The sequence below is a fragment of the Enterobacter cancerogenus genome, assembly GCF_019047785.1.
GTDB lineage: Bacteria > Pseudomonadota > Gammaproteobacteria > Enterobacterales > Enterobacteriaceae > Enterobacter > Enterobacter cancerogenus.
In genome coordinates this window covers 4,604,060-4,624,434 of the sequence record NZ_CP077290.1, presented here as the reverse complement: position 1 = coordinate 4,624,434, position 20,375 = coordinate 4,604,060, and the positions used below count along the sequence as shown (strand labels likewise).

Sequence of the window (20,375 nt, the reverse complement as noted above, 5' to 3'; positions counted from 1 at the left end):
GAGAGAAAGCGATGACGACACTCACGGTTGCCTCTGACGGTTTTTCCCTTAAACGCTGCGTCCTTGATGCCATCTTCTCTGGCCTGGTGGCGCTTATCATTTTCGGCCCCATCGCGGGCGTCGTGCTGGACGGCTACAGCTTCAACTTCGAATGGCAGCGGCTGGTGTGGATTGTCGCTATCGTGATGCTCGGGCGGTTTGTACTGAGCGTTTTTTTAGGGACATCCCCCGGCAGACGTTTTCAGGCACGCTTTGAGGCCGACAGCGCGGGGGTGTACGTTCGTCCCCCGGAATACAAAAGCCGGATGCGCTGGATCATTCCCCTGATTATCGCCCTGGCGATCTGCTTTCCCTTTGTCGCGACCAAATACGTGCTGACGGTGGCGATCCTCGGGCTCATCTACGTGCTGCTCGGCCTTGGGCTGAACATCGTGGTCGGGCTGGCCGGGCTGTTAGATCTCGGGTATGTCGCCTTTTATGCCATCGGTGCGTATGGTCTGGCCCTCGGTTATCAGTATCTGGGGCTGGGGTTCTGGACGATGCTACCTTTGGCCGCCCTGATGGCCGCCGCCGCGGGCGCGCTGCTGGGATTCCCGGTGCTGCGCATGCACGGCGACTACCTGGCAATCGTGACGCTCGGGTTCGGAGAGATTATTCGCCTGGTTCTTAATAACTGGCTGACGTTCACCGGCGGTCCGAACGGCGTTTCTGCCCCTCCTCCCACCTTTTTCGGCCTTGAGTTTGGACGGCGGGCGAAAGAAGGCGGCGTGCCGTTTCACGAATTTTTTGGCCTGACCTACAACCCCAACATGAAATTCATCTTTATTTACGCGGTGCTTTTCCTTGTTGTGCTGCTGGTGCTGTATATCAAGCATCGCCTGACGCGAATGCCGATTGGCCGGGCATGGGAAGCGCTGCGCGAGGATGAGATCGCCTGCCGGTCAATGGGGCTGAATCATGTGCTGGTCAAGCTGTCGGCCTTTACGCTGGGGGCATCGACTGCCGGTATCGCCGGGGTGTTTTTCGCCACCTACCAGGGCTTCGTGAACCCCACCTCTTTCACCTTCTTTGAATCCGCGCTGATCCTCGCCATAGTGGTGCTGGGCGGAATGGGTTCCACGGTGGGCGTGGTGCTGGCGGCCTTTGTTCTCACCGTCACCCCAGAGCTGCTGCGCAGCTTTGCCGAGTACCGCGTGCTGCTGTTTGGCATGCTGATGGTGGTCATGATGATCTGGCGGCCTCGCGGTTTAATCCGCATTAACCGCAGTGGGTATGCGGTACGCAAAGGAGTCGCACCATGAAGGAGACGATACTGAGCGTGGAACACCTGATGATGCATTTTGGCGGGATTAAGGCGCTCAACGATGTCAGCCTTTCTATTCAGCGCGGGTCCATCACCGCCCTGATTGGGCCAAACGGGGCGGGAAAAACGACGGTCTTTAACTGCCTGACCGGATTTTATAAGGCATCAGGGGGCAACATTCTGTTCAGCACGCGGCATAAGACCACCAACGTCATTCAGGTGCTCGGCCAGAAATTTCAGCCCGGCGACTGGGTAAACCCGGCGCAGTTCGGACAGCGGCTGTTTTATAAGATGTTCGGCGGTACGCATCTGGTCAACCGTGCCGGGCTGGCGCGCACGTTTCAGAACATCCGTCTTTTTCGCGAAATGTCGGTGGTTGAGAACCTCCTTGTTGCCCAGCATATGCGCGTTAACCGCCATCTTCTGGCCGGGATACTGAACACGCCCGCCTACAGACGGGCTGAAAGCGACGCGCTGGACCGGGCCTTTTACTGGCTGGAAGTGGTGGATCTGGTGGATTGTGCCAACCGCCTTGCGGGCGAGATGTCTTACGGCCAGCAGCGCCGCCTCGAAATCGCGCGGGCGATGTGTACCGGCCCGGAAATGATCTGTCTGGACGAACCGGCCGCCGGATTAAACCCGGTTGAAACGCACAAGCTGAGCGATATCATTCGCTTCCTGCGCGATCATCATGACATCACCGTATTGCTGATCGAACATGACATGGGCATGGTGATGGAGATATCCGATGAGATTATTGTGCTCGATCACGGCGACGTGATTGCCCAGGGGAAACCGGAGTACATTCAGCATGATGAAAAGGTCATTGCCGCCTACCTCGGCACCGACGAAAGTGAGGTCAGCCTGTGAGTGAGCCGATGCTGGAATTTCGCAATGTCGATGTCTATTACGGCGTGATCCAGGCGCTAAAGCAGGTCTCTCTTGAGGTTAATAAGGGCGAGACCGTGGCGCTGATCGGGGCCAACGGCGCGGGGAAATCCACCCTTCTGATGTCCATCTTCGGGCAACCGCGTATTCGTCACGGGCAGATCCTTTTTTGCAATGAGGACATTAGCCACAAGTCCACGCACTACGTTGCCTCCGGCGGCATTGCGCAGGCACCTGAGGGACGGCGCATCTTCCCGGATATGACCGTTGAAGAGAACCTGCTCATGGGCACGATCCCTGTCGGCAATCAGTATGCCGCCCAGGATATGCAAAGCATGTTTGAGCTGTTCCCGCGTCTTAAGGAGCGGCGCAACCAGCGGGCGATGACCCTGTCCGGTGGTGAACAGCAGATGCTAGCCATCGCCCGCGCCCTGATGAGCCGCCCCAGACTGTTGCTGCTGGATGAACCAAGCCTGGGGCTGGCCCCCATCGTCGTGAAGCAGATTTTCCAGACGCTTCGGGAGCTGGCCCGTAACGGGATGACCATTTTTCTGGTCGAGCAGAACGCCCACCATGCGTTAACCCTTTCGGACCGGGGGTATGTCATGGTGAACGGGCAAATTCGTTTAAGCGGCAGCGGCGCAGAGTTATTGGGGAACCAGGAGGTCAGGAAGGCGTATCTGGGCGGGGCATAACGCGGTTTGGGTAGCGAAAAGCCCCGCACTTGCGGGGCTGATTTAAACTGCTGGCTCCGCTTACAGGCGGCCTTTGAGCCATGCCAGCTGCTGGTTGATCACATTGTCGAAGTGCTTGCCATCATACAAATCGTAATGCTTAGCGCCATCTTCAACGTATAAGGTTTTATCATCAGCTTTCACAGAGTCATATAACGCCACGCCCTGCTGCGGTTCATTTACCGTATCGTTGCCGGCTACAACCACCAGCGTTGGGCAGTTAACCTTTTCGGCATTCTGGTACGGTTTATAATTGAGCGTTTCATACACCGTGAGGAACGGGATTTTGATATCCATCGATGGATAGCGCTCTTTATTGGCCTCAAAGAAGGCTTTCGACTCTTCATCACCCAGCACTTTGGTAATGGCAACGAACATTTCCTTACCCAGACGCTCGCGTTTTTCCACCATCTTGTCGAGCGTTGCGACAAATCCTTGCTTCTCCTGCTCGTCCATCTTGCCAGTGACGATGGCCTCGCCATCCGCAAAGCCCATCTGACTGATGATGCCTTTGATCCGGGGGCGTTCAACCGCAGCGGCGAAGACATGGCAGGCGCCCAGCGAAGTGCCCCACAGCGCTATGCGGTGCCCGTCGATCTCTGACTGCGCCTCAGCCCAGTCGATAACAGAGCAAATGTCTTCGATTTGCAGCGCAGGAACCAGCCTTCCGCGTTCCCCTCCGCTTTCACCAAAGCCCCGATAATCGAAGGTGATGGTGGCAAAGCCCGCCTGAGTAAACGCCTCAGCATAGCGTGGCAGTAAAATTTCCTGAATACCGCAAAATCCATGGCAAAGGATCACAACCGGAGCCTTAACAGAATCAGCGGGGCGGCGTAATGTTACAGCGATATCATCTTTTAATTTATGTTTAGTCAATAACATACATACACTTCCCTTACTATCGGAGCAGAAAGCGTATCAGTTTGCCCAAGAGCGTTTTTTGACATTCATCCAGTTTATGATTAATCAAATGTTTATAAATCAACAATATGTATTATGAGATGTTTCAGCGTAAGGGATTTTTATTGGTGAAGGGAATAAGGTTTGGAGGAGGACGTAAAGCGGTACAGTTAATTAAAGCGGTGAAAAAAAGATATAAAAAAACCGCCTTAGGGGCGGTTTCACGACACTGCTTATTGCTTTGATTATTCTTTGCTTTCCCATGGTAGCCGGAGTGGGACTTGAACCCACACAGCGCGAACGCCGAGGGATTTTAAATCACGCGTGTTATTTATAGATATCAAAGACATAAGTTAATTTTTCGCCAATAATTCATAATTTTTAGATCTGGTTAATCAACAACTTAGGCTTATCAAAAAGTCACAATGGCGAAAGTTTTTGCAGCATAAACGGTTCCGAATTGATCATTAAATTGCCGGGCAATCATCCTCAAGAGCTCGGTTTATAAAGAAAGTTACTCTACCCAAGACTTCCACCTCCTCCAGTGCTACTCCCTCTATGGATTCGCCATCATCCGTGATGAGAGCCTTACCTATTAGTTTTGCAAATTGCGTCCGACCGTCGCTCAGAATCAGCAGAACGTCTCCAAGTTTTGTCTCCGCTGCAGGCTCAATGACAGCAAAGCCAACTTCAGTTTCAAGCACTCTGCTCTCGGCCCCTATGTTGCAAATCACTTCAGGTGACAACTGGCGCTCTACATAATCTGTGGCTGGTGATGCAAATCCCATCAGTTAATCCTCCCCATGTTGCGTAAGATCCAATAACGGTTATCGCTTCCGTCAGTCGTCTTGTCTGCGAAATCTGCTTGATAGCGTTCTATCCAGGCATTCGCATCTTCGCGCGTATAGTGCCAGTTGAAGCCCCTCAGTTTCTGAATGAAGGTGTCAGTCCTCAGGTAACGGTAACCCTTAGGGTTCAACTCTATAGCCGCAACAAACGCGGCATGGATGTCTGCTGTGCGAGGCATTTTTCACTCCATAAGCATTTATTGACTGTATGCATATACAGTAGTATTTTTGTTTTTATGTTTCAAGCTCGGCCTACACATTCATAAGGAGTAAGGGATGTTCGTTGAACTGGTTTATGACAAGCGTAATGTCAATGGGTTGGTGGGTGCCAGGGAGATAATCCTGGCCGAACTGACGAAGCGGGTGCATCAGATTTTCCCTGATGCCGAAGTGAGAGTGAAGCCGATGCAGGCGAACGGCTTGAATAGCGATGCCAGCAAAAGCGATCGGGAAAAACTGAATCGTATGCTGGAGGAAATGTTTGAAGAGGCCGATATGTGGCTGGTTTCTGATTCTCCAACAGTCCGTCAGGTTGGACTTTAATTATCTCTCAGGTACTATTCCCGGCGATTGCTCGGGCATGAACACTGAGCAACCAGCCGCCGCCCGTTCTTGCATACGACAGGCGGCGGTTTTCTTTATGAAGCTGACTCCTGCGCCTCTCCTTTCATAGCTTCCTTCTGGTGTTGGTTCCAGATGCTGTTATCTGGCATATCCAAACGAACATCGATCCAACTGTTCGCTGGCACGTCCATCAATTCACCTTTGGTTTTGACGATCTCACCTTCATCGCTCAGGATGTATTTGCGTTTATACAGGCGGATAGTCAGACCGCCGCTTTCGGTTTGCTCTGCTTCAACCACACCCAACTCGCCCATTCCCCCCGGGTCCATTGGTGGCAATAACTGCCAGCCATCAGAGGCCAGTCCCGCTGAACCAGTTAGGACATAAACACCAACATCCAGTCTTGAAATCTTGATCCCTTCAGCTTCCTCATTGGCAGTTCCACCTCCACACCAGCTGAAACCGTCAGAATCAATGTCCTCACGCTGGCAGTCCTCACGGGATTTAACAATACGGGCGACAGGGGACGCCGCCTTCAAAGTACCATCACTTGATTTTGTCGTATTACCAGTAGTGTAAGCTTCGTGATAGGCCCATGCGCTCCCGCTGTAATAAGAGAACCAGGTACGACGTAGAGAGTATGCCTGATGTATTCGGGTTGGCCTGTTGCCCCGATTGAGAATGATGGAAGTGAGTCCCGTATTCGATGTCAGGCCCAACTGAGTCAGACCATCATTTTGATGTGAGGTAAATCCGGTAGGCGTGAATCCGTCCATATTATCGAGGGTGGGACCGTCCGCCTGGATAGCGCCAAGGTTGAACGCGCCTACCTGCATGACGTTTCCGGTAGCAGTTCCGACGTCCTTGGTGGCGCCACTTCCCAAACCGAGGTTTTGTCTGCCACCCTCTGCGGTTGTTGATCCTGTACCGCCCTGGGTAACTGGCACCGCGCCGCTTACCTTGTCGGCCTTGCCGTTCAGTGCCGTGGTGAAGCTATTCCATGCAGGTCCGGTAAAGCTGCTTCCGTCTGGCAGGGTCACCGTAACGTTTCCTGTACCGCTGAAAATGCTCTGCCAGTTTTGTTTGTCGTAATTGAGGCCACGCAGGGCTTCTGCGCTCTGGGCCACAAGCGCCGCAGTGACCAGGTTCATTGCCACGCGCGGTACGGCATACCATGCCGCCCCTGCCTGAGTGGGTCCGGTATAGCTGCTGACAAGCGTCAGTGAGGTATTACTGTTCACTGTTTTGATCGCCAGCGTGTAGGGAATACCGCCCACGGTCGCGACAATAAAATCTCCGGCAGCCAGTTCGGTGGTAAAGGCAGTGCCACTGCCGGTGACTGCTGCTGAGTTATTGGTCAGTGTCAGTGTTCCTGCGGACATAGATGCTCCTTCGAGGCAATAAAAAACCCCGCCGGAGCGAGGTTGGTGTTAAGACTGAAAAGGTTCAGACGTACATATCGGGGATAACGGGTAACGAGATCGGCGTAACCCCGGCGTTCGCGAGCTGCCTGTCAGCCCAGCCGACATACAGCCCCCTCCCCGCCCTCAGTGTGCCATTTTGCATAACCAGCCCGTAATGGTAGTGATAAATGCGACCACCGCCGAAGCTGGGCACCCTGAGACCAAAGCGGCCAACGGGCATATATCCGCCCCCGGGAACGGTCTGCGCCGTCGTGGAAGGAACAAAATTAACGCCGAGATAAACGAACGGGCGCCGCGCAGTTGAGAACGTGCACTGGCCTGCGGCGTTATAGATATTAAATCCGGGATTCGCGGCCACCGGCGAAACGCCTCCCGCGAAGATGACCACATCAACGGTGCCGCTCATGGGCTGGTCTTCCGTGTTTGATCCATCATTCAGAAACAGCAGCCGATTTCCGTCATAGTCCAGCGTGTAAGGGCTGTTCCACTTACAGCAAACCAGGTATTTGCTGCGATCAAATTCTGCAATGGTCGGCGTGACCCAGCCGGACGTACCGACAGTTACCCTGGCTTTATAGATGCAGTACCCGACCCTGGACGCCGTTGTGATCGCCGTAAAGTCAGTGCTGTTCTGAACGAGTAGACCAACATTTGAGTTCTGGCTTACGGGCAGGATCTGCCACAGCGTACCGGAGAACGCCACGCGCTGCGGATTGGGAAATCCGGGGTTTGAATTGCCGCTCCAGTTCTGCGTGACGTTCGCGCCGGAGATAGTGACGCTGTCCAGCTTGAATATCCCCTCGTCGCTGATTACCGTCTGGGTCGGTATGAAAATGACATTCGACCCGGCCACGTAACCCTCAACTGTCGCAGTATTCACATTACCGATACCGCCGGATATCGCCCCGCCATATGTCGGGCAACGTAACCCGGCGGTAATTTCCATCGGTTTACCGCCATCATTGAGATCGATTAAAAGTCCTGAAGGCATAAATCACCATGAACCAACGACGATACGGCCACCGCCGGGAATGTTGACGGTAATACCGTTATTGTTGATAACGACCGTGTTATTGGTCCCGTTGAACGCAAAGTTACCGCTGTCTGCGTAGAATTTGCCGTGGAATTCACAGTCGCCGCTCTTGTCGATGTTCCAGCCCCGAACTCCGGATGCGAAGTTTGTCGAGCGGATATAACTGCCGATTTTCGCATTGGTGATACTGCCGTCCTGGATCATCGCGTCACGGATAAAGACCTGTCCGTTATAGACAAAGAAGGCGGCCTCATAGTTGCCGGGATCGCTTCCTGAGTAGATGCCGAACTGGTCAGCAGCGAATACAACCGTGGATTTGTAAGAACCACCAGAAGGCTCAATGGACATACCAAAGCCGGTGTTGTACTTCACGCCGTTACGGATAATGCCAAGGTTCAGGGTATATGAAGCCTTGCCTGTACCGTTGCTCGTCACCTCGGCGTTCATTTTCTGATTAACCGCCGTCGTCAGGTCTCCAACCTCTGCCTGAACATACGTATCGAGGGAAGCGATAGCTTTCGTGTTATCACTGATGGCCGTTTGCTGTTCGAGGATTTGCGAGTTAACGCTTTCGAACTGAGACTTAACACTGGTGGTGAGCTGGGCTAACGCCTTGTCTACCGTGGCGATCGTTGTCCTGATCGTCATGATTTCGGCATTTACTTCGCCCAGTTGCTGGAACTGGCGTTCCACCGTGCCGTTATTCGCCAGCGCGTTTTGCAGAATGCCTTCAAGGTTGGTATCAACGCCCTTCTCCACGTTTTTCATGGCGTCAGAATTCCTGACAGACTCGTCAATGACGTCAATCAGCCCCGACGTATCGGTCTGGCACAGCGCGGCCACTTCAACGAACGCAGATGTACCAAACGCGTTGATCGTGCGGACATACCAGTAATAGGTGTGCCCGTTCTTCAGGTTATGGCTGCTCCAGGTGGTGCCGATCCCGGCACGCGTTGCCCTGCCTTCAACCGTTGACGTGCTGGTATTCGGTAGCCTGGTTTCGCCGGACGTCCAGAAATCAAACTGCGTTGATACGTTCGTCACTGCTGCCAGACGCGGGTATAGCGTGATGGCAAAATAGCTTTGCTCAATATCGACCCGTGACGGCGCTGGCGGGGCCTGAATGCTGAATTCAAGATATGCCTCCGGCGACTCTGCCCCCATCTGGTTTACCGCAGTGACGTGAGCCGTGTAGGTTGACTGAACAAGTCCAGTCAGGCGGGTAAAGGAACCCGGAACCTGAACAGAGAGCACCGTCTGACCCGCCTTGCGGATCACCACCTTGTTGTAAACAAACTGCCCGATGTTCTGCCAGGACAGCACGCCCTGCACCACCTGTCCGATTTCCTCCACGGTGTATTTCAGGTTCTGCGGCTGCGCCACGCCTCCCGACGGCAGTTGCGTGAACGGTGGTCGCTCAATTGGCTTGCCAATCGCATCTCCCCAGACATCAGCAGTCTCCTGCTTCAGGGTGATCTGCACACCGTTCTGCACGCCAAATTTCCAGTCGGTCACGCGCATTTCGACATTAATGATACCGAGCGACGGGAAATTGACCTTCACGTACATGCCTGGACGATAGCGATAGCCGCTCAGGTTAAGTGTGAGATTCATCGTGCGGGAAATGCGGGTGCGCTTCAGCTTGATGTCTGCCAGGCGCTGGGCCTGAAACTCACTGGTGACAAAACGAAGCTTCAGGTCCTGTGAAATCTCAACGCCATCTTCAGCAACCCATTCGCTGACAGACACCGCCGGGAAATCAGCCTCAGCATAGGTCTGCTTAGGATCGATAAAGGTACCGTTAATGGTGTTGACGCGCTCAGACTGCGATACTTCCGGCATGATTTCGATATCACCGGCCAGCTGACTTTCGGTGATCACTTCGGTTGCAGGGCCATAATACGCACCAACCAGAATGCCGTGCTTACCCGCAATGTACGTTGGCTCGCCAGCTCCGGCAGCCAGCATCGCTTCAAGAATGCTGGCCTTGTTTTCGTTCAGGTCGAACTCACCGTTTAAGGTGTACCGTTTTTCCGTGGTTCCGTCGCCGTTCGTTACCATCTCGTCGCAAATGTTGGCGGCTTCCTGAAACTGGTCCCAGTTGATATCCGCATCCTGCACCTTCAGGTAATTGCGGTAATAGTCCAGCACGCAGAGTGCAAGGTTGTTGCTGTATTCCGTGCGGCCGGTGCGCGGGTCATAGACCTTGCGCCCCGTTTTCTCGACCTTGATGTTAGGAATGCCTGAGGGGAATTTTTCAGCGTTAAACTTCAGCGACACACGTAGCCAGGAAATGCCCTTGCCGATCATGTCCTCTTTCCAGGACGGGCAATTCTGAAGCATAAACGGATCGGCGGTCTGGCGGTCGTTATGTACTTCGTAGGTGGCGTTATCAGGGTACGAACCAATATCGTCATCACCGAGATAGATGGTTCCCACACCGGAGAGAGGGTGTCCCGCCAGGGTGATCGCAAGATGAAGCCATTCGCCATCAGTCTGATCGCCTTTTTCCTCTTCGGAGAAGAAAAGCGTACCTGCTGATACCGTCCTGCCATATACCACCGTTTTCGGGCTGGCAGCCGCGCGCAGCACCTGCTTTCTTTCGGAGGTATCACGGTATGCCCCGAGCGACGGTTTTTTTGTCAGCAACTGAGTAGATACCTGGGCCGCGATGGTGATGGCAAGCGCAATGGTTGTATATCCACCAATTGCTGCAGCACCTGCTGCCACTGTGGCGACGATTGGAATAGCAGCAGGCATCAGCGAACCCTCCAGGTGCTCAGTGGCTTAGTCTTCAGACAAACCAGCCCGTCCTCTCCCGGCACCCACACGGCACCGCCATAAATTACCCCTGCGCACCGGGTGGCAGCATTTTCAACTACCGCGATATCGCCGCGCTGGGCCATCTTCACCGGTACTTCGTCGAGGTATTTCGCCAGCACTTTCTCCAGCGAGCCGCCGCCGCGCAGCAGCGCTTTTTTCGCCCCTATTTCGCTGTCATACGTCCCGCGCCAGCCGTCAGCAAAATTCTCTCCGGTCATCGCTTCAGCGCAGTCAGCTGCGAACAGGCAGCAGTCATGTTCGCCCCATAAAAAAGGCCGCTCTTCAGCGGCCCTTATCACGGCGATTAATCTGTTATGCCAGTCTGGATGCTTCATGCTTCCTCACGAATAGGTAAATCCTGGCGCATCTTTTTTACTGCCCCAGTAAATTGAACGTTCTGCCATCTGCGCGACGTAGCGGAAAATGCGGTCGCCTGGCTGTGCGGCCTGATGCGATTCGTCCGTATAGCGGTCCGGGAACGGTCGCTGCCAGTCTTCAAAAATGTTACTGACGGTGTATTGCAGGGCGTTGGTTTCCCCCGACGTCGCGCCGGTACCGGATACCCGCCCCTTAAAAATCAGGTCAGCAACTTGAACAACACCGTTGTCGTCCATAGCCACCAGATACAGTTCCGCCGGTTTCCCGACACAGCGCTCGTTAAGTGTTTTGGCAAACAGGGACATATCAAGACCGGAAAGCGTCATCCTGAGTTGCGTCGGGCTCGTCGTGTTGGTTTCGCTCACATCATCGATGGACCCCAGCGTCCCCATGCCGTAATAGACATATCCGCCCAGTACCAGCGTGCCGGTGCCGGAATGGACGTAAGCGGTCCCGGACTCAAACTGGACATTGGCCGCCAGAACCGCGGTAACCCTGTCACGGGAAAGCCAGGTGATCATCGAATCTGAAAAAGGTGAATAAAGCATTAAAACGCCTCCTCAAATTCCAGTGTGTAGCTGGTAAAAACGCCAGGAACGCGGTTACCCGCGCCCTGCTGGTTATCTTTCAGCTTAAAAATGCCGTAGGGGTTAGCCACCTCAATTTTGCCGTTAACCGGCGGCGAGGTACGTAGCATCGGCGCAATCGGAATGATTGCGGTACCAGTTGAAGTGCTGGTCACATCAGCAGTGACCATCTTCAGCTCGTCGTTCACGGTAAGGTAATCCCCGGTGCGCAGAACGAGTTTGCCGGGCGTCCAGCCTTTGCTGCTGAGCTGGGTCCCCGTCTGGTTGGCATCCTGCACCACCGGATTTCCGGCTGGCGTTCTCCCCTCGCGCCCCCAGTCGCGGATTTTTACCCTGCCGTATTCACCGTCGAGATCGGCCACCAGCGCATCGATACGCCGGGATTTATCGTCCGTAAGGTTGTTGAACGTCAGAGAGCAGATCCAGCGAGTGCCGGGGAAACGAACGGTCTGAGACGCACCGTTAAAGGGAGAGCGAAATGTTTTGGTGTTACTTTCCGGTCGCCACGTCAGCGACGACGGGCATACATCAGCAGGCCATTCAAGCGCAGCCATACTTATTCACTCCTTATTAAACGCCAAGCAGTCGCCTGCCCTGCCCGTTGGTCTGGAAATCACTCAGCATGTCCTGCCGGGCTTTTTTAGCACCATCGGCAGCTCCCTGACGCGCGGCCTCCTGCATGGCACGATTAAGTGCTGCGTCACCGTTACCAGAAACATTGATATGCTGGGTGATATGGATTTCACCACCTCCACCACCAGCAGCTGTAGTACCGATCATCCTGACGCCAAGAGTACCATTCGGTGTCCTGGTTAGTGGCATCACAGCCTCGGGGCCAGCTTCACCCATCAATCCATCGCCTTTGGCAAATTTGAACATCGTCGGGCTGGAAATGATCGAATTACTGAAATGGCTAAGATTTGGGGAATCAAAGATGCCGCCTTTGGCAAACTTCAGTCCGCTGGCCGCGCCGGAATATGCGCCTAATGGTGTACTTCCTGCAGAGGTTGCATCCCCCCCACCAAAAAGACCGCCAAGAGAGCCGAACAGTCCCCCACCTCCTGCAGACTTCAACGAATTGACCAACATTGCGTTGAGGATAATTTTTTGCATAGAAGCCAGTACCGATTTCGACCAATCCTCCCAGTCAACTTTATTGCCTGATAAAGCATCGGAAATATTTCCGATAAGACCTGTCATTGAGTTGTTCACAAGGTCTGCTGTCTGCGAGGAATAATCAGAAGCGGTATCAAACCAGTTTTTAAATCCCTTCTCGGCGCCTGCAGTCCAGTCAGCCTCAGAAGCAGCGATTGCTTTATATTTTTTGTCCAGCGCATCGAGAGCCGCCGCACGCTGTGCGATTGCTTCGGTACCGCCGTCAGTTTTGGCAAAAACACGGTCAATCTGCTGCGTTTCATCGAACCGGCTGCGCTGGCGATCGCTCATTCCTCTGGTTTCAGTTGTCAGAGTAGCCTCGTCCCTGAACTTCCTGGCCGCTTCAGTTAAATCCTTCAGGGCATCAGCCTGTTCGCGCTGCTTGCGCACGTTCTCATCAGCCTTTTGGGTCCACTTCGCCAGTTCTGTAGACGATGCCTGAATTGCCCTGCGCTGCTCATCCGTCCATTTAGTGCCAGCCTGGTGGGAAGCAGCATAAAGATCGGAGGCTTTTTCTCCCTCCGTTGCCCGCACGCGCTGCACATCAATAGCCACGCTCAGATCGGCCATCTTACGGGAATACTGCTCAGCGGTGCTGGCCGCTTCGCGCTCGGCTTTACTCTGCGCATTCGAAGCAGCCGTGGAGGTCTTTTTGGCCTCTGCTGCTGCCGCATCCTTTTTGGCTGCCTGATCCTTGTTGTAGATGTACTGGGTGTAAAGAGCCCCCGTCAGCTTCAGATCTTCTGCTTCATAGACGTGCTGCTGATGGAGTTTTTCTAAGCCGCTGAGGCTGGCCAGCTCGTTATCGCGACGTGATCGCTCAAGCGCGGTTTGCTGCTGAGGTGTTGCGTTCGCCAGAGAGACAACTGGCCCGGAATACTGTGGTGGCTTGGCGCCAGCAGTCGCTGACATCGAGCGGTTTAACAGATCATACGCACCTTTCAGGATTGAAACGGCACCAGCCTGCTCAATAGCCTTTTGTGTTGCCTTATCGCTGGCATCGTTAACCAGCTTCTGCGTTTGCTCAACCTTAGACGCTGCCTGTTCCCGCTTGTACTCCAGTTGGTTCAGCTTGTCGGTAAGTTCAACGTTTTTGGCCGTGATATCGGCCTGATCCATGAAGGTATTGATTTGAGTCAGCGTCGGATGGCGGTTGTAGTCCTGCTGGATTTGGTCAACCGCCTTAAGGCTGTCTTTCACCTTCGCGATCTGAGAGTCGAGGTCGGCCAGGTCCTGTTTTTGCGCCTGTAAAGATGTACGGGCATCAGCCGCGGTCGAACGCAGGCCAAGCACCGACATCTGCTGCAGCTTACCGTTTATTTCATCCAGATTATTGGCAAAGCCAACCGCCTCCTTGTGCACCTGCTGGGTATGCTGATACAAACCATACATCGCCGCGCCGGCACCAATAATTACTCCCGGCCAACCACCAAGAAGACCCAGCACATTCCCCCCCAACCTGGACATCACTGAGGCTGTATTGGTGAGATTATTAAGGGCTGAAGTTCTTCCGGCTAATGCTTTATCGAGGGAGGCCTGGGTAGCTGCTAGTTTTCGTTCAGCTACAATCTGCTCTTCAATACTGGTCGCTGCCGCTCGTGCTTTCTGCGCACGGTAAACTGCCTCTCGGCCAATCGCCACGCTAACCTGAGCACCACGAACTTGTGCCTGAGCCAACTCTATCTCTGCTGCAGTATTGGACAACACCGCCCGGGTGGATTGCGCTATGCTGCCAACCATATTCCCAAAATAACGGGCCAAGCCAACGCCAACCAGAATACCGGCTGTATTTGCCACATCATCGATGTTATTCGCCAGACCATCCAGCACGCCGGACAGCGTGGAAGAAGCGCCGATGGCGTCGTTCGCGCCACCAACCCATGCAAGAAAGGCGTTTTGCACTTTCTGGGCTGAACCGCTGATGGAAGCAGGAAGGGTGTCAAACTCTTTACGGAGTATCTCGACGTTAGTCAGTAATGGGACGATCTTATCTGTGGTCAGCTCGCCATTGTTGGCCATGTTTCGCAGACCACCAACAGTGGTGCCCAGCCCATCAGCCAGCAGTTTCGCTAGGCGGCCGCCGTTCTCCATGATGGAGTTAAATTCTTCACCTCGCAAAACGCCTGAGCCAAGCGCCTGGCTAAGCTGGGTGATAACGGAGCTCGCTTCTTCGGTGCTGGCGCCAGACAGCTTCAGTGAGGTTGCAACGGTTTCCGTAACTTTTGCGACGTCAGCAGAAGCGTAACCAGCATCACGCAGGGACTGTGCAATTCGGCTGTAAAGGTTGCTGTTCGCTTCAAGGGATGTTCCGGTGCGCTGGCTGATCTCCATGAGTACGCGCTGTGATTCCACGTAATCATCGCTGGAAGAAGAAGCTAGGCGAAGGCGTCCATTCAGCTGGTTCCATGTATCGGCAAACGCGATCAGCTGATGCGTGGCAAATGCACCAGCCCACGCACCGGCAAGCCCGGCAGCAGAAGATCGCACGGTTGCAAGTTGAGAGTTCAGGTCAGCCAAAGAACGCTGGGTTTCACGCGTGGCCGCTGCAGCTTTTTTACCGCCCTGTTCCATAGTGCGGTAGTAATCGGTTCCCATGCGGGACGCCCTGGCGATCTCAGACTGGAAAGAAGTTGAGTTCGCCGAAATTTTGATGATTAATTCACGCAGGGTCGCCATACGAAGCCTATAAAAAAAAAGCCCCGAAGGGCTTTATTTATTTTACTGGCATATGCTATTGAAATTAGCCTCACCTTTATCATCTTTCTCGTCAATTATTTTGACTGGACTATTATCAACAACTTTACCGTCTTTAACAGTCAGGTGAACGTAATAATTTCTATTTCCAACATAGCCGCCATATGAGTTTTTTGCATTAACAGTCCCACAGACATATCCAACACCATCGCCAAACTGGCGATAGAATGAATTAAATTTAGCGCTCTCTGGATCTTTTAGCGATTGCTTTACTAAAGACTCGCCAAATTTAATCATTTCTTCATCGCTGGGTTTGCATGCGGTTATAAATAAAGACAAACAAATAACAAAAAGATACTTAAACATTTTCTAAATTCCCTATGAGCTTAAAAAATCACTCATAGGGTAGCGCATGAAAATGAAAAATGGCAGATTAAGTTACAATCCAGACATCCATTCCTCCAGCTTGCTGATCTCCCTGTCTTCTTCCTGCTCACCCCATTTCAGCATCACGTCAGGGATAGTGAATTTCCCGCCCTGAGAGTTCAGCATTGCAACGGAGATCTGTGCCGCCTGAGCATCAGCGCGCCAGTCGCCAATCGGACTAATGCGGTCGAACTCGATCCACATTTTGAGCTCGCTGGCGGTCATGGTCTGGCGCAGTTCGTGGAGAGTGCGCCCCAACCGGAGAGCCAGCGACATCAGGAAGAAGGTCAGCGGCTGCTTTACGGCTTTCCCGCTTCTTCTTGGCTCATTCCGAGGTTGAGGGCCTGAGCCAGCAGGCGGGAGTGCACAGGACCATAAATTTTAGATACCTGCTCCTGATCCTCATCGCTGAATACTCGCTCGCCGTTTTCATCCAGCAGAACGTCAATAAACAGAACCACATCAGCCTCTTTGTTACGCAGAAACTTTTCCGCCTCCGTCAGAGTCGGTGCCTCTTCGCCCTCGGCGAGCTGGGGATTAACGATCTCCCGGAATTTCACCCAGGCATCGCCAGAGGGTTCACGCAGCGTTACCTTTGCGCCATCCCATTCAGGGACCGTGATACCTTCTTTGGTGCGATAGGCTTTCGATGCTGTAAGCGCCACGTTGCGTAATGAATTCTGTGATGTTTTTTGCGGCATTTCATTTTTCTCTTGTTACATGATCGGAGGGATAAAAAAAGCGGCCGAAGCCGCTCAGGAACCAGACGCGTAGATGCGTTTAGGTTTGCCGCGTACACGCAGAGAATAGGTAGCGCCAACAACGGAAGAGGTTGCAGCAGACCATGAGCTCTGGCGTACCTCCACCAGCACGTAGAAACCGTTGCCAGACGGGAATACCACGCGCAGCGCGCGCAGTTCGTCATTTTCGTAAGCGGTCTGTAGTGCCTCCTGTGCTGCTTCATCGCCAACCCAGTTACGGGTAATGCTCATTTCAGCAGGCGCGGCGAGGCCGTTGGTTTGCTCCTGTTCAGTTGAGCACAGCGTGGTTACGTCGATATCCCCTTTCTGTCCGCCGGTGAAGGTGATCTCCTTTGTTGCACAGGCTGCTTCCAGCCAGGTAACACCAGCCCCCGGGAAACCTGAGGCGTTAAAATCCTCGGCGGTTACGGGTGCGTCGGAGACGGCAAAGGTCATCCCCTTTGTGACTTCATACTTACTGGTCATGGTTTCTCCAGTTAAAAAAAAGACCGCCGGAGCGGTCTGTTATGGTGGGTAAGGTTAAACGGTTACCTGAAATTCGAGCGTTGCCCGGTGATAGCGCAGATCAGGCTCATAGCCCGGCGTTTTCACAATGCTTTCCGGCTTCAGCACCTGCAGAGCATCAAGCGCCATATTCCTGATCGTGCGCGCTTCAGTGATGGTGCTGGAATAGACATCAACCTGCACAGAAACGGCAGATTCAGCCTGACCGCAAAGAACGTCTGCGGCCACGTCGGTAATAATCGAGAATATTACCCAGGGCGGAGAGACTGAAGGCTTCCCGTCACTGTCGAGCGGCGCAACGTAGGGATAAACCTGCCCTCCGGCCAGCGGTTCCAGCAGAGGATAGAGATCGTCTTCCGTCATTTGCTTAATGCCTCGTCAATGGCCTGGTTCATGCGCCTGATCGCAACCTCTGTCGCCTGCTCCTGGCGAACATCGAACGCGGGACGAATGAAAGGGTGCGGTGGCATGTTAACGGTTCCCATTTCTACGAATCGCCAGTAAAACGCATTACGCGGATCGCTGGCTTTCATGGTGTTGTCGCTATTACCGGTTCGCATGTTGCGGCCACGGATGTGAATACCAGAAGAAATTTCCCCGCGGCGGCGGCTTTTTTGGGTCACCACCACCACGTTTTTTTTCAGTTTCCCGGTACGCACCGGCGCGCGGGCGATCACTTCTTCCTTAAGCACTTCGGCGCCAGCGCGCGTGGCGTCACGCAGAACCTTGTTGTTTTCAGCGCGGCTAAGCGCCTCCAGATCCTTTGCGATGTCATTTAACCCGGAAAAATCGAGGCTCGTCTCAATCATTTTTCAACTCCCGTTTTGCAAAGAATTTCCAGGCGAGTGCCGGTCGCATTTGCTACAGGAGGACCGATGATATTTAGCACCTGACCTTTATACGGGCCGCTGAGGACTTCCAGACGAGAAGAGGCATTCAGCTCTGACCTGAAGCGCATCCAGACCCGAATGGTTGCCTGCGCCGTTTCCGCGCCGCCTGACATCTGCTCTCTGCCGCTGATCCCCTTTACCTCAGCCGGGACCGGGTTGCCACCTGTCCACGATTCAACCGGCTGACCAGATGGATCGCGCGAAGTCGTGAAGGTGAGAATTTTTACCCGGTGCCTGAATCGTCCAGGTTCCATCAGGAGCCCTCCTCAGGTTCAGATTTACCGCGCCAGTTGCGATGGATTAACATCATCCGTTCTGCGGCGGCGTTCTCATAAAGCTGTACTTCACTCTGCGCGGTCCTGTGCTCGAACATGTCCGCAAACACCAGCAGTACGGCGCCCTTCACTGCTGCAGGAATGTCAGTTGCCGCTTTCCATGCCGGTTCATCACACCACCGGTAGCAGTAGTCAAAGGCTGCCTGTGCGTACAGCGTGATCAGCTCGTCCCTGTCATCCTCCTCAAACTCAATCTGCTGTTTGAAAAGGGGGAGGCTAATTACATCCAAAACATCTATCGCCATACGTTAAAAGGGCGGGTTACCCCGCCCTCCTCCATCATGAGCCAGAAGAGAAAGTGCCCTTGATGATTGCCGTCGGGCGATAGTGCGCCAGCGCAAGGCGTTCTTCACACAGGATGGTCAGCATGTTTTTCACGAAGTTATCGCGGTCTTCACGGCTGACTTCCACGGTGGCATCCATGCGATCCCACACCTGTGAGGCCATATCGAAACCGCCCACCGTAAAGGTACCGGCGGCCTGTGCCTTAGTCGGGACTACTGGCAGACCCCACATGATGTTGCTGGTAAACGCCTGAGGACCGCCGAAGATATAGCGGCCTTCATTGTCTTTCAGCAGCGCAATGTTGTGCCAGTCGCGCGGGTTCAGGACGATACCGGAAGCGCTAAACTCAGATTCGGTCACCTGATAAATAGCGTGAGCGATAATGTCAGCACGGGTGTCGCCGGTGGCATTCAGCGAGGTGTCGTAGGCGGTTGCCACTTTGTTCAGACCTTCCAGGTTATCCCCGGTGCCGTCTCCGTTCAGAAGCTGGCCTTCTTCCTTCAGTGCCAGGCCGTACATGAGGCGATTGTTAACGTAGGACTGCAGCATCGGCGCATCGTCCATCACCTGACGTGATGCCTGCACCCAGTGCGCGATGGTCTTCACGTTCGCGGTCTGTTTGCTGAAGGTGATATCCGATTCTGGCTTAAGCGCTTTCTCCGCCACCACGTCGGCGTTATTGGTAAACACCTCTTCACGCACGTATTCGAGAGCGTTGCTGGAAATTCGGCCCTGAGCCAGCAGGTCACGGATAGTCAGACGGCGCAGACCAGGCATGATGATGCCAGGCATCTGCATCGGCTGGATCAGTGAGCCAGCAGAATCAGCGTCACTGCCGAGAGACTTGTTAAACGTCTTCGCGTCGAAGGTGCCCTGTTTGCCGTCCCATGACTTGATGAGCTCTTCAGCAGCACGTTCAGAGAAGGATTTCTTCTCACCCGGATTTTCAGCACCGGAAGCCAGTTTCTGTTCCAGATCGAAAAGACGCGTACCGGATTTGGTCAGTTCTTCCTGCACTTTGGCCAGGTCGGACTGCAGCTGTTTGGAAACCTGGCCCGTGCTTTCGATTTCAGCTTTCTGCGCATCGAACAGCTGGGTCATTTTCTGCTGGGATTCTTCGATTGCTTTTTGAATGAGAGCGAGTTCAGACATAATTAATTACCTAAATTGGAAGGGAAAGATTTAATGCTCTGAAGCAGAGCGTTGATTTGTGCTTCGTTTCCGTCGCCCTCGGACTCGCTCCGAATCGCTGACTTAAACCGGGCTATTAACCCAACTGCCTGTGATTTGGTGAGCCCGACTGAATCCCTCAGCCAGTTCTCCACATCACGAATCGTTTCAATGCCATCGACACTTTTCATGGCTGCGATGCCAGCCTGTTCATTGGCGGGGAAAGTGCAGACGCTGATTTCGCGCAGAGCCTGGATATTCTTAAAAATGCGGCCTGTTGGAATGATGGTGTAATCGTCTTTCGCAACGGAAAAGCCAACCGACATACCTTCAACCGTACCGTGCTGCATTGCCGCTTTCAGGTCGGCGGCGCCGCTGTGCCCTGGCGTAAGTTGACCGCGCACATAAAGGCCTTTTTCGTCTTCGGCCAGGCTGTCCCATTTACCAACCGGCAGCTCCCACGTCTTGTGGTTAAAAAACATCGCCACTTTGCGGGTCTGGTTCGCCAGTGCGTTTTTAAACGCCCCGGGCAGAATGATGTCGCCATCGGAATCGGTGTTGTTAAAAACAGAGGCGTAGCCTTCAAAAATCCCCTGTTTACCGTCACCGGTGAATTTGATTTCTGTCTCGTCGAAGGACAGCGTTTTTACGATCTCAGGCATTACGGCCCCCA

General features: G+C 53.7%; 24 protein-coding genes. 4 read left to right on the top strand and 20 right to left on the bottom strand.

Features of this window, described 5'->3' with window-relative positions:
* Positions 1 to 11: 11 nt before the first annotated feature.
* The 3 genes from livM to I6L58_RS21900 are packed head-to-tail and all read left to right on the top strand — an operon-like array spanning position 12 to position 2,886.
* A complete protein-coding gene (livM, locus tag I6L58_RS21910; RefSeq protein WP_088208241.1) occupies positions 12 to 1,301 on the top strand; it encodes a high-affinity branched-chain amino acid ABC transporter permease LivM in 1,290 nt (429 codons plus the stop codon).
* Positions 1,298 to 2,173 (top strand): ABC transporter ATP-binding protein, encoded by an 876-nt coding sequence (locus tag I6L58_RS21905; RefSeq protein ID WP_088208240.1) that lies wholly within the window; start codon positions 1,298 to 1,300, stop codon positions 2,171 to 2,173. The genes livM and I6L58_RS21905 overlap by 4 nt, the downstream gene beginning before the upstream one ends.
* A complete protein-coding gene (locus tag I6L58_RS21900) occupies positions 2,170 to 2,886 on the top strand; it encodes an ABC transporter ATP-binding protein (RefSeq protein ID WP_042320101.1) in 717 nt (238 codons plus the stop codon). Before I6L58_RS21905 ends, I6L58_RS21900 begins: the two co-directional genes overlap by 4 nt.
* Positions 2,887 to 2,946: 60 nt before the next feature.
* Here the strand turns inward: I6L58_RS21900 and uilS are convergent, their stop codons facing one another.
* The 3 genes from uilS to I6L58_RS22980 form a co-directional block, all read right to left on the bottom strand.
* On the bottom strand, positions 2,947 to 3,807 hold the full coding sequence (uilS, locus tag I6L58_RS21895) for a UilS family quorum-quenching N-acyl-homoserine lactonase (RefSeq protein WP_088208239.1): 861 nt from the start codon (positions 3,805 to 3,807) through the stop codon (positions 2,947 to 2,949).
* A gap of 485 nt (positions 3,808 to 4,292) precedes the next feature.
* Positions 4,293 to 4,613, bottom strand: coding sequence for a hypothetical protein (locus I6L58_RS21890; RefSeq protein ID WP_088208238.1), 321 nt, complete (start codon positions 4,611 to 4,613; stop codon positions 4,293 to 4,295).
* Positions 4,613 to 4,852: a hypothetical protein gene (locus tag I6L58_RS22980; RefSeq protein WP_088208237.1), complete on the bottom strand. Its 240-nt coding sequence runs from the start codon at positions 4,850 to 4,852 to the stop codon at positions 4,613 to 4,615. The genes I6L58_RS21890 and I6L58_RS22980 overlap by 1 nt, the downstream gene beginning before the upstream one ends.
* Before the next feature lie 97 nt (positions 4,853 to 4,949).
* On the opposite strand from I6L58_RS22980, the gene I6L58_RS21885 reads away from it, so the two are divergent.
* The gene (locus I6L58_RS21885; RefSeq protein ID WP_088208236.1) at positions 4,950 to 5,216 is read left to right on the top strand and encodes a DinI family protein; all 267 of its coding nucleotides are present in this window, start codon (positions 4,950 to 4,952) and stop codon (positions 5,214 to 5,216) included.
* A gap of 95 nt (positions 5,217 to 5,311) precedes the next feature.
* On the opposite strand, the gene I6L58_RS22975 is transcribed toward I6L58_RS21885, so the two are convergent.
* From I6L58_RS22975 to I6L58_RS21800, 17 genes are all read right to left on the bottom strand, one after another.
* Positions 5,312 to 6,619, bottom strand: coding sequence for a phage tail fiber protein (locus I6L58_RS22975; RefSeq protein WP_254082138.1), 1,308 nt, complete (start codon positions 6,617 to 6,619; stop codon positions 5,312 to 5,314).
* Positions 6,620 to 6,683: 64 nt separating this feature from the next.
* Positions 6,684 to 7,652 carry a DUF6453 family protein gene (locus tag I6L58_RS21875; RefSeq protein WP_140418803.1) on the bottom strand — a complete coding sequence of 323 codons (969 nt, stop codon included), beginning with the start codon at positions 7,650 to 7,652 and terminating at the stop codon, positions 6,684 to 6,686.
* Positions 7,653 to 7,655: 3 nt separating this feature from the next.
* Positions 7,656 to 10,454, bottom strand: coding sequence for a phage tail tip fiber protein (locus tag I6L58_RS21870; RefSeq protein ID WP_088208234.1), 2,799 nt, complete (start codon positions 10,452 to 10,454; stop codon positions 7,656 to 7,658).
* A complete protein-coding gene (locus I6L58_RS21865) occupies positions 10,454 to 10,852 on the bottom strand; it encodes a DUF6950 family protein (protein WP_088208233.1) in 399 nt (132 codons plus the stop codon). The genes I6L58_RS21870 and I6L58_RS21865 overlap by 1 nt, the downstream gene beginning before the upstream one ends.
* 6 nt (positions 10,853 to 10,858) lie before the next feature.
* Positions 10,859 to 11,443 carry a hypothetical protein gene (locus I6L58_RS21860; protein WP_088208232.1) on the bottom strand — a complete coding sequence of 195 codons (585 nt, stop codon included), beginning with the start codon at positions 11,441 to 11,443 and terminating at the stop codon, positions 10,859 to 10,861.
* Positions 11,443 to 12,036, bottom strand: coding sequence for a hypothetical protein (locus I6L58_RS21855; RefSeq protein ID WP_062939145.1), 594 nt, complete (start codon positions 12,034 to 12,036; stop codon positions 11,443 to 11,445). Before I6L58_RS21855 ends, I6L58_RS21860 begins: the two co-directional genes overlap by 1 nt.
* A gap of 16 nt (positions 12,037 to 12,052) precedes the next feature.
* Entirely contained in the window at positions 12,053 to 15,313 is a 3,261-nt protein-coding gene (locus I6L58_RS21850) for a phage tail tape measure protein (RefSeq protein WP_088208231.1), read from the bottom strand.
* A gap of 42 nt (positions 15,314 to 15,355) precedes the next feature.
* Entirely contained in the window at positions 15,356 to 15,697 is a 342-nt protein-coding gene (locus I6L58_RS21845) for a hypothetical protein (RefSeq protein ID WP_058681844.1), read from the bottom strand.
* A 72-nt stretch (positions 15,698 to 15,769) separates the two neighbouring features.
* Positions 15,770 to 16,033: a phage tail assembly protein T gene (locus tag I6L58_RS21840; protein ID WP_058681845.1), complete on the bottom strand. Its 264-nt coding sequence runs from the start codon at positions 16,031 to 16,033 to the stop codon at positions 15,770 to 15,772.
* A 23-nt stretch (positions 16,034 to 16,056) separates the two neighbouring features.
* Positions 16,057 to 16,458 carry a phage tail assembly chaperone gene (locus tag I6L58_RS21835; RefSeq protein WP_001135721.1) on the bottom strand — a complete coding sequence of 134 codons (402 nt, stop codon included), beginning with the start codon at positions 16,456 to 16,458 and terminating at the stop codon, positions 16,057 to 16,059.
* 54 nt (positions 16,459 to 16,512) lie between these two features.
* The gene (locus I6L58_RS21830) at positions 16,513 to 16,983 is read right to left on the bottom strand and encodes a phage tail tube protein (protein ID WP_000202242.1); all 471 of its coding nucleotides are present in this window, start codon (positions 16,981 to 16,983) and stop codon (positions 16,513 to 16,515) included.
* Between the two features lie 54 nt (positions 16,984 to 17,037).
* Positions 17,038 to 17,385, bottom strand: coding sequence for a tail completion protein gp17 (gp17, locus tag I6L58_RS21825; protein ID WP_088208230.1), 348 nt, complete (start codon positions 17,383 to 17,385; stop codon positions 17,038 to 17,040).
* A complete protein-coding gene (locus tag I6L58_RS21820) occupies positions 17,382 to 17,831 on the bottom strand; it encodes an HK97-gp10 family putative phage morphogenesis protein (RefSeq protein WP_061382654.1) in 450 nt (149 codons plus the stop codon). The genes gp17 and I6L58_RS21820 overlap by 4 nt, the downstream gene beginning before the upstream one ends.
* Positions 17,828 to 18,166, bottom strand: a complete 339-nt coding sequence (locus I6L58_RS21815; RefSeq protein ID WP_088208229.1) for a phage head closure protein — start codon at positions 18,164 to 18,166, stop codon at positions 17,828 to 17,830. The genes I6L58_RS21820 and I6L58_RS21815 overlap by 4 nt, the downstream gene beginning before the upstream one ends.
* Positions 18,166 to 18,492, bottom strand: a complete 327-nt coding sequence (locus tag I6L58_RS21810; protein ID WP_088208228.1) for a head-tail connector protein — start codon at positions 18,490 to 18,492, stop codon at positions 18,166 to 18,168. The genes I6L58_RS21815 and I6L58_RS21810 overlap by 1 nt, the downstream gene beginning before the upstream one ends.
* A 34-nt stretch (positions 18,493 to 18,526) precedes the next feature.
* Complete coding sequence (locus I6L58_RS21805) at positions 18,527 to 19,684, bottom strand: phage major capsid protein (protein ID WP_058651212.1); 1,158 nt, start codon at positions 19,682 to 19,684, stop codon at positions 18,527 to 18,529.
* A 2-nt stretch (positions 19,685 to 19,686) separates the two neighbouring features.
* Positions 19,687 to 20,364 carry an HK97 family phage prohead protease gene (locus I6L58_RS21800; protein WP_016063561.1) on the bottom strand — a complete coding sequence of 226 codons (678 nt, stop codon included), beginning with the start codon at positions 20,362 to 20,364 and terminating at the stop codon, positions 19,687 to 19,689.
* Between the last annotated feature and the right edge of the window lie 11 nt (positions 20,365 to 20,375).